Origin of the sequence: Butyrivibrio fibrisolvens (assembly GCF_037113525.1) — a bacterium.
GTDB classification, from domain to species: domain Bacteria; phylum Bacillota; class Clostridia; order Lachnospirales; family Lachnospiraceae; genus Butyrivibrio; species Butyrivibrio fibrisolvens.
Genome location: NZ_CP146963.1, coordinates 1,307,950 through 1,321,682 on the forward strand (window position 1 = coordinate 1,307,950; position 13,733 = coordinate 1,321,682).

The 13,733-nt window shown below is 38.8% G+C and carries 12 protein-coding genes; 11 read left to right on the forward strand and 1 reads right to left on the reverse strand.

Annotated features, from left to right (window positions below):
• Positions 1-88: 88 nt before the first annotated feature.
• A complete protein-coding gene (gene yfcE, locus WAA20_RS05175) occupies positions 89-676 on the forward strand; it encodes a phosphodiesterase (protein WP_073389969.1) in 588 nt (195 codons plus the stop codon).
• Between the two features lie 334 nt (positions 677-1,010).
• Here the strand turns inward: yfcE and WAA20_RS05180 are convergent, their stop codons facing one another.
• Positions 1,011-2,132: an alpha/beta hydrolase-fold protein gene (locus tag WAA20_RS05180; protein ID WP_073389967.1), complete on the reverse strand. Its 1,122-nt coding sequence runs from the start codon at positions 2,130-2,132 to the stop codon at positions 1,011-1,013.
• A gap of 228 nt (positions 2,133-2,360) precedes the next feature.
• Between WAA20_RS05180 and WAA20_RS05185 the strand changes: the two genes are divergently transcribed.
• The 10 genes from WAA20_RS05185 to WAA20_RS05230 all read left to right on the forward strand — a co-directional run bounded on the left by WAA20_RS05185 (position 2,361) and on the right by WAA20_RS05230 (position 13,670).
• Positions 2,361-3,584: a hypothetical protein gene (locus WAA20_RS05185; RefSeq protein WP_073389966.1), complete on the forward strand. Its 1,224-nt coding sequence runs from the start codon at positions 2,361-2,363 to the stop codon at positions 3,582-3,584.
• Positions 3,585-3,775: 191 nt separating this feature from the next.
• Positions 3,776-5,122 carry an O-antigen ligase family protein gene (locus WAA20_RS05190; protein WP_073389964.1) on the forward strand — a complete coding sequence of 449 codons (1,347 nt, stop codon included), beginning with the start codon at positions 3,776-3,778 and terminating at the stop codon, positions 5,120-5,122.
• 1 nt (position 5,123) lies between these two features.
• Complete coding sequence (locus WAA20_RS05195) at positions 5,124-6,617, forward strand: NlpC/P60 family protein (protein WP_073389963.1); 1,494 nt, start codon at positions 5,124-5,126, stop codon at positions 6,615-6,617.
• A 397-nt stretch (positions 6,618-7,014) separates the two neighbouring features.
• Positions 7,015-8,508 carry a family 43 glycosylhydrolase gene (locus WAA20_RS05200; protein ID WP_073389961.1) on the forward strand — a complete coding sequence of 498 codons (1,494 nt, stop codon included), beginning with the start codon at positions 7,015-7,017 and terminating at the stop codon, positions 8,506-8,508.
• A 153-nt stretch (positions 8,509-8,661) separates the two neighbouring features.
• Positions 8,662-9,210, forward strand: coding sequence for a DUF3592 domain-containing protein (locus tag WAA20_RS05205; protein ID WP_073389960.1), 549 nt, complete (start codon positions 8,662-8,664; stop codon positions 9,208-9,210).
• Between the two features lie 18 nt (positions 9,211-9,228).
• Positions 9,229-9,696, forward strand: coding sequence for a hypothetical protein (locus tag WAA20_RS05210; protein ID WP_073389959.1), 468 nt, complete (start codon positions 9,229-9,231; stop codon positions 9,694-9,696).
• A gap of 80 nt (positions 9,697-9,776) precedes the next feature.
• Complete coding sequence (locus WAA20_RS05215; protein ID WP_073389957.1) at positions 9,777-11,018, forward strand: hypothetical protein; 1,242 nt, start codon at positions 9,777-9,779, stop codon at positions 11,016-11,018.
• Positions 11,008-11,853 (forward strand): hypothetical protein, encoded by an 846-nt coding sequence (locus WAA20_RS05220; protein WP_139263858.1) that lies wholly within the window; start codon positions 11,008-11,010, stop codon positions 11,851-11,853. Before WAA20_RS05215 ends, WAA20_RS05220 begins: the two co-directional genes overlap by 11 nt.
• A gap of 21 nt (positions 11,854-11,874) precedes the next feature.
• Positions 11,875-12,165: a hypothetical protein gene (locus tag WAA20_RS05225; RefSeq protein ID WP_073389954.1), complete on the forward strand. Its 291-nt coding sequence runs from the start codon at positions 11,875-11,877 to the stop codon at positions 12,163-12,165.
• A 59-nt stretch (positions 12,166-12,224) separates the two neighbouring features.
• Complete coding sequence (locus tag WAA20_RS05230) at positions 12,225-13,670, forward strand: hypothetical protein (RefSeq protein WP_139263857.1); 1,446 nt, start codon at positions 12,225-12,227, stop codon at positions 13,668-13,670.
• Positions 13,671-13,733 lie beyond the last annotated feature (63 nt).

Sequence of the window (13,733 nt, forward strand, 5' to 3'; positions counted from 1 at the left end):
ACAAAAGAATTTGAGAATCCGAGAAACCCGCATGAATTCTAAAGTTTCTGGGTTGATTTTTTTAAATAAAAATTTTTAGGAGGTTTTTATGAGATATTTTGTTGCAAGTGATATACATGGCTCATATTACTGGGCTGATAAGATGATGGACAGATTTGAAGCATCAGGCGCAAAGCGCATGATATGCCTTGGAGATATCCTCTACCACGGACCAAGAAATGACCTTCCAAGAGATTATGAACCAAAGAAAGTAATAGAACTTATGAATTCGATCAAAGACCGCGTGTGGGCTGTCCGCGGCAATTGTGAAGCAGAAGTCGACCAGATGGTTCTTGAATTCCCAGTACTTGCTGACTATGCAATTTTGGCACTTAACAACCACACAATCTTCGCAACCCACGGTCACCTCTATAACGAAGAAACCCTCCCGCCAATCATGTCCGGCGATATACTCCTTCATGGCCACACCCACCTCCCAGTATGCGAGAAGCTACCGCTTGGAGAAGACGACCATAATAACGAAACCGCTGATTCTAAAGAATATTACTACCATCTAAATCCAGGATCTGTAGCCATTCCTAAGGGCGGCAATCCCAATAGCTATGCAATCCTTGATGGCGATATATTCTCAATTCTTGATTTCGATGGAAATGTCATAAGAGATATACATCTATAAATCATTAGATGCCTTTCAAATATAGAACCTTACCGAAACTTTGAACATTCCTGAGACTGGCATTAAAAAAATGATTTTCTTGTCTTTGAGAGTTTTATTAAATTCAAGAGCCTGATAGATGGAATAATATATTCTGCTTGGGATTCATCTGTCTGAGCGTAGCGAGTTCCCGACATAGAAGTTCATCCATGAACTTCTAAACATGTCGTAACTACGTCCTGTAGTTTATGAATCCCAGAATATATTATTCCAGATATCATGCCTTGAATTTTATAAAACTATCATGACAAGAAAATCATTTTTTTAATACCAGCCTCAGGAATGCCCGATACCTTTACTTAAACACTATCTGTGCAAAGTTATAGAATCCCAGATACCATACGCCGAAGTCGTGGTTGCCCTTTACTTCCTGCCACATGAAGTTCTCGCCTTCAACGAACTGATCGCAAAGTGCAGGCAGTGCCTTGACTGCAGAAGAGTGTGCAGAATGAGCTATTGTATCCTGAAGTCCACAGATATTATAGAAATAGTAAATAGGATATGTGTTGTCCTTAAGGAGATTTGCTGTAACTGAAGCTGTATTACTTGTAGGTGCAGCTGAGAAAGCTCCAAAATATCCGAACAGATCTATACATTCTCCGATACCGATATTGATAGTCTGCATACCACCCATTGAAAGACCAGCCATTGCGCGGTGCTCCCTGGAAGCAGACATGTCATATCCGTTCTCATCATATTCAGCGTAAGTGCTGTAGTGTGATTCTATATATGGGATAAGATCGTTCCTAAGCTCAGATCCGAAACTATAGAAAGAGTTATAGTCAGAACCGTCTTTAGAGTGATTAGCAGTTGCTCTTCCGTTTGGAGTAACAACTATGAATGAATCTATATCACCATAGTATGCAAGATTGTCCATGATGATCTTTACACGTGAAGTAGATCCTGTCATTCCCCATTCATCTTCATCACCGCCGATACCGTGCATGAGATAAAGCACATTGTACTGTTTTGACTCGTCGTATCCGTATGGAAGATAGACATTAGCTTCTTTTTCCACAGGCTCACCATCACCAAAATAGTCGTGGGCTGTGTAGGTGATACGCTCGATTGTTCCGGCTTCCTTAGTGTTGAGGTTAGTGTACTTTGGAAGTACAACGTCTCCGATTTCTGCAGTAGGAACGCGGTCTGCGTAGTCTTCTTCTGAAGCTTCTCCTGCGGAATCATCCACGCTTGAAGTTTCAAGATCTATTGCTTCTTCAATTCCCCCTTCTGTAGCGACGCTGTCCTGTGCTGAAGGAGCCTGTGCAACTTCTGAAATGCCTTCGTTTGATGATTTGTTCATGTTTGATACCTCACTGTTTTTTGCATTTTGTGCGCAACCTGCAAGCGAACCTGACACAAGAGTCAGTCCCAGCAGAATTGCCGATAAAGATTTTCTGACTGAAAGTAGTTTCATATATGGATTACCTCCCCAATAAATCTAATTTTATCGCTCTAAAATGCGAAAACAATTGATTTGGTGAAAGATGGCAACAAATAGGAAAGAATTCGCATGAGGTGATAGAAGATTACTACAAAAAAATTCAATTTATTGTAGTAAATTCGGTAATTATTTCGAGTTATTATTCTCAGCCTTCATGTTAAAATATCTAGTTGTTATCTATAAGGAGTTAATGAAAAAAGTATGATGAAAAAAAGATTATTGACAGTATCTGTACTGGCAGCAGCTCTGCTACTGGGCGGATGTTCTACTGAAATAGACGATGGCTCAATGAATAGCAGCCAGGGGGGATCAATCCAGTCATCCCAAAGCGCAACTGAAGCAATGATACAGGAAACAGAACCCGGAGAGTCTGCGACTGACCTTCGAGGCTTGAAAGAAACCGGCTCAGGCCCACAGGCAATTGCGATTCTTGATGAGAGTATAGAAGCATCAACAACAGAAGATGTTTCTCCATCTGTGAATACAACTACATTTGATCCGGCAGATTACACACTTCCGGATTATAGCAATTCCGATCCTGATTATGGAACAAAGGTTCTCATGTCAGAAGAAGGCTTTAAGCATGCAGTTTCAACATATTGCCACGTATTTGTTACAGAATATGCTTCACAGGTAACTATTGAGAATTACGATTCACCGGTTGGCGATACTATCAAGATCCATGCAGTAGTCAATGATACGACTATTTATGGAACACCGGCTAATCCAACCTCTGTGAATGTTGATTTTGAAGTTTCAATTAAGACAGGAATGGGAAAAGTTACAAAGCCTGACGGAACTTATGATGTCGATCTTAAGACTTTCTCATCATATGAAGACCTTGGAGTAGCTGCACAGCCCCAGAATACACTCAATAAGAACTTTGCTGTAAGTGAAGGTGAACTTTATAACATGTTCAAGAAGAGTGTAGCAGAGAAATCATCTGATTATCTCTACGGTATGTATATTGTTGACTTTGATAATGACGGTGACAAAGAAGGTATCGCTCTTACAGTCAATATCCCACAGGGCAATAATCCTACAGAATACCTTGCAAATAGTGAAAGCTTTAAAAATGCTCATTTGTGGTATGTGACAGAAAGCGGCGGAGCTACATATGTGGAAGTACCAGCAGATTACGATATGAGCATCGTATATGGAATATCCAGTAGCGTTTATGGCGACGGAACAAGCGTAGTAATGTTATCAGCCATTGAGTCAGACTATAACAGATACAGCTATATCATTGATTTCCACAGTGGAAAGCCTAAGTTCATCGGTACACTTCTCAATGCTTATGTTGATTCAAACGGATTCATAAGCACATGCGGAGCCCTCAGTATCGGAGGAACTAACTTCAGCTTCCCTGAAAGCTATGCTATAGATGGCGGTAAGCTTGTACTCATCAAGTCTTATCCGTACTAATGATTGAATCACTGAATTTGATCACATGAAGGTGATCAAGGAAATGCGTAACAACTGCATTCTTGGAACTATAATCCACAAATGCATAATAAGAATGCTTAAAGCCGATATGGAGCAAACATCTTCCATATCGGCTTATTTTATGGTTAAATGGAATTTGGATGCAATTTAGTTGGGGAAGGATTTCTATTATGATAACCGCTATAAGAAAAGGGGAGTTACTACAGCGCGTAGTAGTTGCGCTTATCGGTGTTATAGTTCTTATCTATTCTTTCGAAGGTATCTGGGGCACAAGAGATTTAAGGCCTTATTTATATATGGCTCCGATAGGGGCTTTATTGATGATCGTTGGCATCGTCTATGGCCGGTTGTATCAGTATTTTGATACTTGTCTTATTACCTTGTTTTTTGTCTTGTCCTGGATCTCGACCATATTTAGTCTGGGACTTTCTGCTGATTTTTTTACATCACGCTTTTTTTGCACCTTTATGATATTTCTTGGAATGTATTTCATCATTCAGATCGTGCCTGATCCAATAAAAGTTTTCACCTATTTTTCCGGAATATATACGGCTGGTATGAGTTTGATGTGCTTGTATGTCCTTGCCCATGCAAGTCGCTTTTTGCTGTCTGAAGATCCATGGGTAGATATGGCTAAGGGCTGCATCAAGAACGGGAGATTATGCGGCCTTAACAATGCTAACAGCATGGGGATCGCCAGTGCATCACTTATCATAGTGGCAGTGTTTGGTGTTCTTAGTTTTGGTAAAAAATATAAATGGTTCTTTGTCATAGGCTTGCTATTAGGATGGTTTTGTCTTGGACTTACAGGCTGCAGAACAGCGGCTATCGGTGTTTCCTTCGTGGCATGTATTTTCACTCTTATAGCCTTGTATAGAAAACTGGATCTGATCAATACAGGCCTAAAAGTGGTCAAAACAGTAGCTGTCTTTATATTTTCAATAGCTGTATTTGTTATAGTTCTTAGATCATTTCTTTTGCCAACGTATATTTATAGAATAGTCATGACAGGAATTGCCATGATCATGGGGAGAAACTGGGCTATTCCTGCAATTTCAGATCTTGTGGTCAGGAAGATAGGAGAAGATGATGGAACCCTGTCTGACAGGACGCTTATCTGGGCTTCATGTATCAGACAGTGTACAAAGACGCTAAGGCGCTTTTTACTTGGAATCTCACCTCTTAGCAGGGAAAATATCATCAATATTTATGAAGGGCGTCATGATATCAAAGCCCCTCATTCTCACAATACTTATTTGGAACTTTTTAGAAAGCATGGGCTTTTGGGTTTTATTACCTGGATGATACTTGTAATTGACTGGTGCGTGGTTGGCGTAAAAACTCTCTTTTTCCAAAAAGAAAACATGTCTGTGAAGTATCTGTGCATTGGTGCAGCGGCGATACTTTTGATGGGAATGGCTGAGCCTGTGCCGTTTTCAACTTCTTTGTGGTGTTATTCGGGAATTCCATTTTTTATGATATGCGGATATTGCATCAGGATGCGGAGGAGAACTTAAGATGAGGAAAAAGACTTATATTGCTGCCTATAGTGCTATTGCTGCTCTTGTTCTTGGTGCTACAGGATTTCAGGTATACAGTGCAAACAGTAATGTTTCTGAAAAAGAGACTGTCCTTGAAAGTGAGACCTATAATAGCGACCTGGTTCAGACAATAGATGGAACAGATGTGGATATGCTTGCGCCTGAGTTCTGGATTAGGGACAGGGGAAGCGAGGTGCTCTTTTCACAAGAGGAGATCGAAGATTATAACAATAACAATCCATCTTATGTTGAGTACTATAGCGAAGAAGATTCAAGGAACTATAAGCTCTTCATGTATGATCTTCCGGACAGTATTCCTGGGGATGTTGTCAGGGCGTTGATGGATGGTGATATAGAAGAGAAGGCAGATGTGGATATACCGGAGACAGTTGTGCCGCAGTATGCCATTTGTATAGAAAGATCTGTTGCCAAAACGCTTCCAAGTGATGAGTTCGTGTCGGATGACCCAGACGAGATCTTTTTCAATGACCTTATAAGCGCTGAAGTTATGCCATTTACAGGAGTGGTCGTGCTGGGAGAGAGTGGCGACGGCGAGTGGGATTTCGTTCTTGATGGGTCCTATCTTGGATGGGTAAAAAAAGAAACGCTTGCCATGTGTACAGACAAGGACCAATGGCTACGTATATGTCAGCCTGAGGAGTTTCTTGTTGTAGCAGGCAGTGAGATAGTTATGGATGAAACAGCGGTTCCTACATATTCAGCAGGGATGATACTGCCTATGGGGACGAGGGTAAAGCTTTCTAATAGCAATCTTGATGATGCCGGTAAAGGATCTATAAAGAATAGTGCATCTGAAGAAGATAGTTTATCTGAATATGATATATCACATGATGATTCTAAAATGGCATCTTCTAGCGGTAAGACAATAAATGGAAGAAGTAGTATAGGAGCATATATAGTCGATATTCCATACCGCGGCGAAGATGGATATGTACAGATGGAACAGACACTTATACCTGTTTCCAAGGATGTTCATGTGGGCTTTATGACTATGACTTCTGAGAGTGTTATCAGGCAGGCGTTTAAGTTTCTGGGGCGCGTTTACGGCTACGGCGGATCCCTTTCATCTAATGATTGTTCAGGATTTATACGTCAGGTATACAGCTGCTATGGATTTGAACTTCCAAGAAACGCCACAGCGATCGCCCAAAGGTCAGATCTTGGATGCATAGAGTGCAGCGTGATGACTCCGAACAAGAAAAAGAGCATCATGGCAGAAATGACGCCAGGGCTTCCTGTGTACATGGAAGGACATATCATGATGTACCTTGGCATGGAAGGCGGCGAGCCTTATGTCATTAGTTCCTGCGCAACCTGCATAGAGCCCGGGCATGACACGGAGGATATCGTAGATGCATACTGCGTCTTCGTATCAGGGCTCGATCTTGTAAGAGCAAACGGCAATACCTGGCTTGAAGATATAAATTATATATTGTGGAAAGAGTATTGATATTCATTTGAGGAATAGTTACAGGAAGTTCATAAAGGATATTTTTATTATGAAATAGTGTTATTGACCGCAAATAATGACATATTCTCCGCATAAAGTAATAAGAATTCGAAACAATATATTTTTAAAATACTAGTGTACTGACTCGTTCATATTTAATCAAATTACTTGGCTATGAATTTATCTACATCGTCATAAAATCTCGCCAATGATTACATTGCCTTCGATTTTATTCCTTGTATATAAATCCATTTCCTTCGTAATTTGATCAAATATGAATGAGCCAGCACACTAGAAGGAATAAGTTATAAGCATTAAGACTTTTTGGTACCAGCAAATATATACTAAAACAATTGTTGATATTTGAATCAGGTATCGATTTTTTGCGGAGGGTTATATGAACAATCTCGAACAGAAGTTAAATCCATATATGCCATCATGGGAGTATGTTCCGGATGGAGAGCCATATGTATTTGGAGATCGTGTGTATGTATACGGATCCCATGATAAGTTTAATGGAGATGTATATTGCATGCTGGACTATGTATGCTATTCAGCACCTGTAGATGATCTTGGTGCATGGCGCTATGAAGGAGTTATCTATCGCAAAGACCAGGATCCTGCCAATAAGGATATCCAGGGCAACCTCTATGCTCCTGCTGTAACAGTAGGCCCTGATGGCAGATATTACCTTTACTATGTTCTCAGCTCATGGGGACTTGTATCAGTTGCAGTATGCGACGAGCCTGCAGGTAAGTACGAATTCCTTGGCTACGTACATTATGAGGATGGAACAAGACTTGGAGAAAAAGAAGGTGACGAACCTCAGTTTGATCCTGCTGTCCTTACAGAAGGTGATAGAACTTATCTCTATACAGGATTCTGCGGAGTTGGCGATAAGTCAAGACACGGAGCAATGGGAACAGTACTGGGACCAGACATGCTCACTATCGTGGAAGGACCTGTGTTTGTAGCTCCCGGTGAGCCTTATAGCCACGATACATCTTTTGACGGACATGCATTCTTTGAAGGACCTTCTATTCGTAAAAAAGATGGCAAGTATTTCTTCATCTTCTCAACACAGCTCTTCCATGAGCTTGGCTATGCTGTAAGTGATGATCCTCTTAAAGGATTTGAATATAAGGGCGTACTTGTAAGTAACGGAGACCTCAATATAGACAGCTACAAGCCTGCAGATAAGCCAATGTTCTACTGTGCTAATAACCACGGAAGCATGGTTCAGATAGGCGATGACTGGTACATCTTCTATCATCGTCATACCAATGGAACCAACTATTCAAGACAGGGCTGCTTTGAAAAGCTTACTGAAAGAGAAGACGGAACTTTCGAGCAGGCGCCTATGACTTCATGCTGCGGACTTGATCCTCTTAGAAGTGAGGGAACATATCCTACATATATCGCATGTAACCTGTTTACAGATACAGATCTGACCTATGTTCCATGGACAGGTTGGATGGATGACCGCTTCCCAAGACTTACTCAGGAAGGCGGCGACAAGATGCCGGGTGATTGCAAGATCGAAGCTCCAAGAGGCACAGAACCTGTAATCGCTGACTTCGGCTCATGGCGCGTAGCTAATTACGGCTATATTGCAAATATGCGTAACAGCGCAACCGCAGGCTTCAAGTACTTTGATTGCAAGAATGTAAAGAAGATGTCAGTATGCACCAAGGGTTATGCAACAGGAGAACTTGAAGTCCGCACAAAGTGGGATGATGAGAAGCCATTAGGCTCATTTACCATCGGATATGCCAATGAGTGGCAGGAAACTCTGGCAGACATTGAGATCCCTGACGGAGTTCACGATCTGTTCTTCACATTCAAAGGTAATGGACATCTGCAGTTCGCAGCATTTTCTTTTATCAAATAAAATATGACTTTTGGAAAGATCTGTCGTAGTTGATGCGGCAGGTCTTTTTTATTGCATTTAAAGATACATGGATATGCGATAATAGTGCATTTCGTCGGGTAAAAATGTCGATTCGAGGGATATTAGAGTGAAGAGTTATGTAAAAGAGATATAATGACCAAGATAAGGACGGATTTTTATATGGAAATGCAAATATGTGAAAAAGGTATAATTATTGTTTTGCTTTTTGCAATTGTGTCACTTGTGGTATTGGTGATAATTTTGCAAGTATCAATATCATTGTCATGCAAGGAAAAAATTGAAGCGACTCTTATAGATTTGGAGGCAATCAAAGGGAAAAAAGTTACTACGCATGTTGCTGTTCCGCATGAATCGAGGTATTCAAAGTACAGTTACACATACAAACCAAAGAAAGAATTTAAGTATAAGGAAGTATATACATATACATACCACCCAGTTTATCAGTATAACTACAATAATCAGTGTTTTACCAGAAAGCCATTGAATTTTTTGGATTATTATGAAAATAAAGCTTTTGAAAATAAGAAGTATAAAATCGGCCAAAAGTGCTACTTATATATAGATCCGAAGCGCCCGGCTCTTTGTGTTACAAAAAGATTTTCTTTAGCTAATACTTTGTTATTTACCTTTTGTTTGATCGGAGTGATCTTGTTTATATTTATGATTTTGAGGACATTTTAAATGAAGCGGAGGATTTACATGAATTCAAAAAAGAAGGCAGGCTTTATTTCTACTATCTTGGCAATGCTTCTTATGGCCTGTATTGTTGCAGGTTGCAGTAGCCCCAAAGTAGCCAGTGAAGATGATCCATCAGATCCTGGAGTTAGCATTTCTGAAAATACTGTAATAACAGTAACTCATCATGAATGGTGTGCGATGGAAGGATATGAGCCGGAAGAAATCACCGAAGTATTCGAAAACGCCGGCATTGAAGATATCATATACACTGATGGCAATTATGAGCTGAAAATTGAGAAGATAAGCTCAGATAAAGTTGTTATTAGCTCTTTAGGCGGTCTGATAGAGAAAAATGAAAATGGGACTATCAACCTAAATGCAGACGCACCATATACATTTACAATTCACAATGGAGAGGAATTAAAGCTTGCAAGCCAAACTATGGATGCAGGCGTTAACATAACGATTAAATTCGAGATAGCTGAGTAGTAAAGGAAGATATAAGTCTTTACTATGAATGAAAGTATTTTTACTTATAATATATTTGACTAAAAATGAGGAGACAAAAAATGAAAAATAAGTATTTAAGAAAATTATTAACTGGAGCGCTTATCGTAGCCTCTTTATCTATGACAGCTTGCGGTAATGGAATGAGCCTTGACTCTGAAGATAAGGACGAAGAGCAGACCGAGTCTGATGAAGATGAGGATGAAAAAGAGGAAGAGAATAAAGACGATAAAGAAGATTCAGAAAAAGAGGATGATAAGGATTCTGAAGATGAAGAATCTGAGGACGAAGAACCTGAAGAAGAGGAATCAGAAGACAACGCTGAACAATTATATGAGGAAGTACTTAGCGGAGATAGAGAAGTTCTTTTTTCTGATGGAGAAGAAGCTGTTATCGGTGACTTCTGGGAGTCAGAGACAATCAGATATGTGTATGCAGATGTAGACGGGGATGGTGAAGATGAGCTGTGCTTAATGGACAGAGTCGACTTTTATGTTTTGAAAGCTGACGATGATGTTGTTTATGTTACTTTTGATGGATGCTCTTATGATATGCCAATAGATGATGGTGACTTACATGGAATCTTCTATTATCGTCCGGGTGGTGCACCACTTAATGAAATTTTTGAGTTTACTGAGTTTGATGAAGACGGTGTACAAGATAAGACTACATTTGCTTCATGGTATGATGCAAATGAAAATGACGAAATGGATGAAGATGACTGGTTCTACCTTGATGACGAAGAGGAGGAAGAGGTTGATATGGATGACTGGCTTGAAGTAGGCCAGCAGTTCCTGGATCTTAAAGATACAGATGTAGACTATGAAGAAATAGAATTTGAAGATGCCGAAGATGAAGACGAAGATGATGAAGACGACGAAGATGATGAAGACGACGAAGATGATGAAGACGACGAAGATGATGAAGACAATGCTGATATTGAAGTAATCACTGATGAGGAAGAAGCTGTTGAGGCTGCTGAAATCTTATTTATGGCATATGAAGGCGAGTACGATGATACAGAAGTAGATTTACATATGATCGAAGTAGTCGCTGATAATGAATATGACGAGTACTATATCGTTGGTAATGGCTTCAATCCGGTATATGCAGATGAATGCATTGAAGTCAGATACGGCGATGAATACGACGAATACATATTCCTTGATGATGATTATATGACCACATATTATAAAATCGTAGATGATGGAACACAGGTAGTTGTATTATATGCCAGCACCTATGAAGAAATCGATAAAGCTACCATAGAAGATGGCGAGTGCTGCGGTTCTTTTGATCTGTAAAAAGAGATTATCCATCACTTTGAGATGGCAGAGTGAAAAAAATGAGGTGGGTACCAATGTATTTTGGCACCTGCCTCAAAGCATTATTGTAAAGATAATGAAGACGAATACGGCAAGATTGAGGAGCCGTATAACGGGTGAGAATGGTGGATTATGTCTTATGGATGATAAGGTCACAGTTACCAAAAGAAGCATTTACAACATACTACCTTGGGTGATAATTTATTTGTTGTTACCGGTATGCATATTCTTTGAACTCAAATATGATCTAAACATTTTAAAATGGGTACTCATGTTGTTTTCCTTATATACAGTTCTATGTATTTATTTCGTATTAGTATTTATCAACGAAAAAATCATAGTATCTTCAGAAGGAATCATACATATCCTTTCAACAAAGAAAAAGCTGGTATATCGTTGGGGGGATGTAAAAAAGGTATATCTGGGTAGTTGTGGTCAGTATGCCAATTCCATGCTGATAATTCTTTTATCTGATCGTAAAAAGCTAAAGATTCCATTTTATTTAAAAGGATACGAGTTACTAAAAGAATACATGGTTGATCACGGAATACTTGGTATGTATTCGGATAGTCCCTTATATTACTACACCAATATGGGAAAGCATTCGAAATATATCTACGATAAATCTTCAAAAATACAGAGTTTTGGAGATAGTAAGGTAGACATCTCAGATGTGATGGATACGGTTGCATCTGGTGAGTATCTACTCGCGTCGGATATCCTGAACCAAAAGACAAATATAGGTATGGACGAAGCGTTTCTATATGTCAGACAGATAAAGTATAAGAATGAGAGAAAAAATAAGAATCAATAATATCTAATAGGATTAAGAGATATGTCTAAACAATATTATATTGCAAGAATAACGTGGATTTCAGAAGACGGAAGAAAGAATATTCCGCCAGAAGCGACACGCTATTGCCCGATCATAGATCTGCCAACTGAATCAGAGACTTGGAGCATAGATTTTGTTTGTCCGAATTTTGAGAAGACAGATGTGATAGAGTTTTCTTTCCTTGCTTCATATGCACCAGATCATATGATTCATAAAAATGAAAAGTATGATCTATACGAAGGAAGCAAAAAAGTAGCGAAGATAACAATAGTTGATATTCGCTTAATATAAAAAGCAATAATGGTAGATTGATGGATGAATAAAGAATAATTATGTTAGCGAGATAATATATGGATTTAAGGAAAAAAGAACGTTCAAAATCAACGCACATACGTAGGATTATAGAAATCACTGTAATATTAGCTCTAGTACTTTTCATTTATTTTTTACAACGTAATAAAATAATGGTTGGTAAGCTATCTATGGAGCTATATGAAAGGCAAAATTTTGCTTTTACTTCTCATTGCGTTTCAACAAATGGAGAACATAGTCCTATTGATGCTGTATGGTTTATAGATGATCTTGCGGATTATGAAACTTTTTCAAATACTCAACTTGATTCTTCACTTGAGCAAGATGTCATGGCTTATTATCAGAATACAGATGGATCATATAATTGGGATAATATGGCCCAGTTGCTTCACGATGAAAAAACAGATGTTACTACAACAGATTACTTGGCATTTTCAAATATGATGTTCGAAATGACAGATGAAGAGTTAGAGCAAGTTCTTAATCTTGGACAGATTAGAATAAAAGATACTTCATATTTTCTTTCATTTTTGAAGCCCAAAACGTATGGACTTAGTGAGGCATTAAAACATATAGCATCAGCTTACGTTATTACAGCATATAACAACATGCAAGAGGCTGAGATATCTTATAGCTATAATTCAAGTGAATATGCACTTGCTTCAAATCAGGAGACACGAGCATTTGCATTTTTACAAGCTGCAATTGAGGTTGAAAACATTCCCGGAATACGAGGAATCATAGATATATCAGCAGACAAGGGAAGCAGGTTTGATGATCGTTATGTTTATTATGTAAAAGTTAAAGCGGTTCCTAATATTATTGATGATGACCAAATAGATTCATTCTTTGGAAAGGTTCTATCTCCCAATCTATACTCTCCGACGATAACTGTTCAACCGAGGTCTGAAGAACTAAGTTTAGAAAGTAGAATTGATAAAGTGGTTCAATTCGATCTTAACGCAGTACAGCAGCTCAATAAGAGGTACATGTATCCAAAGAAAGAGCTTAAGGAAGTTGTTCCTTTGTTACTAGATATTGGAAATGATGCCGTATGTACATGGATGTCAGGAGTATTAGTACAGGTAACAAGATGTGATTTTGCTGTAGCATATATTGGAGGAGCGGTTTTTAATCCTGATGAATGTTACCTTGACGTAAGAGCCTATAATATTTCCAAAAGCCAGGATCTGGATACAGATTCACTGATAGATCACTTTTTACAGTATGATAATGAATATATGGATTATTACAATTGGTGGACCTATACAGGAATGGGCGAAGAGAAGATTGAGCTGTACAAATCATATGTTAACTATGTCCTGTATTTAAAGAAACAAGATATTTATACAACTCAAGATCAGTTAGTGAATGCCGCTGATGAGGTTGATGAATTACTGAGAGAAAAAGGTCTTACAGACCTAGCTTTATCGGATTCGGACAAGATTTACGATTATATAAAAGAAGAATATAGCGAACAATGAGTAAGAATCGATATAACTTGGATAGTAGAGGTTGATAATGCTTCACCTGTAAAAATTAAGTAT

Excerpts from the sequence above, each read along its gene's own strand:
- WAA20_RS05215 (WP_073389957.1), top strand. The coding sequence starts at position 9,777 with ATGAAAAATAAGTATTTAAGAAAATTATTAACTGGAGCGCTTATCGTA.
- WAA20_RS05225 (WP_073389954.1), top strand. The coding sequence starts at position 11,875 with ATGTCTAAACAATATTATATTGCAAGAATAACGTGGATTTCAGAAGAC.
- WAA20_RS05195 (WP_073389963.1), top strand. The coding sequence starts at position 5,124 with ATGAGGAAAAAGACTTATATTGCTGCCTATAGTGCTATTGCTGCTCTT.
- yfcE (WP_073389969.1), top strand. The coding sequence starts at position 89 with ATGAGATATTTTGTTGCAAGTGATATACATGGCTCATATTACTGGGCT.
- WAA20_RS05185 (WP_073389966.1), top strand. The coding sequence starts at position 2,361 with ATGATGAAAAAAAGATTATTGACAGTATCTGTACTGGCAGCAGCTCTG.
- WAA20_RS05205 (WP_073389960.1), top strand. The coding sequence starts at position 8,662 with ATGACCAAGATAAGGACGGATTTTTATATGGAAATGCAAATATGTGAA.
- WAA20_RS05210 (WP_073389959.1), top strand. The coding sequence starts at position 9,229 with ATGAATTCAAAAAAGAAGGCAGGCTTTATTTCTACTATCTTGGCAATG.
- WAA20_RS05180 (WP_073389967.1), bottom strand. The coding sequence starts at position 2,132 with ATGAAACTACTTTCAGTCAGAAAATCTTTATCGGCAATTCTGCTGGGA.
- WAA20_RS05190 (WP_073389964.1), top strand. The coding sequence starts at position 3,776 with ATGATAACCGCTATAAGAAAAGGGGAGTTACTACAGCGCGTAGTAGTT.
- WAA20_RS05230 (WP_139263857.1), top strand. The coding sequence starts at position 12,225 with ATGGATTTAAGGAAAAAAGAACGTTCAAAATCAACGCACATACGTAGG.
- WAA20_RS05200 (WP_073389961.1), top strand. The coding sequence starts at position 7,015 with ATGAACAATCTCGAACAGAAGTTAAATCCATATATGCCATCATGGGAG.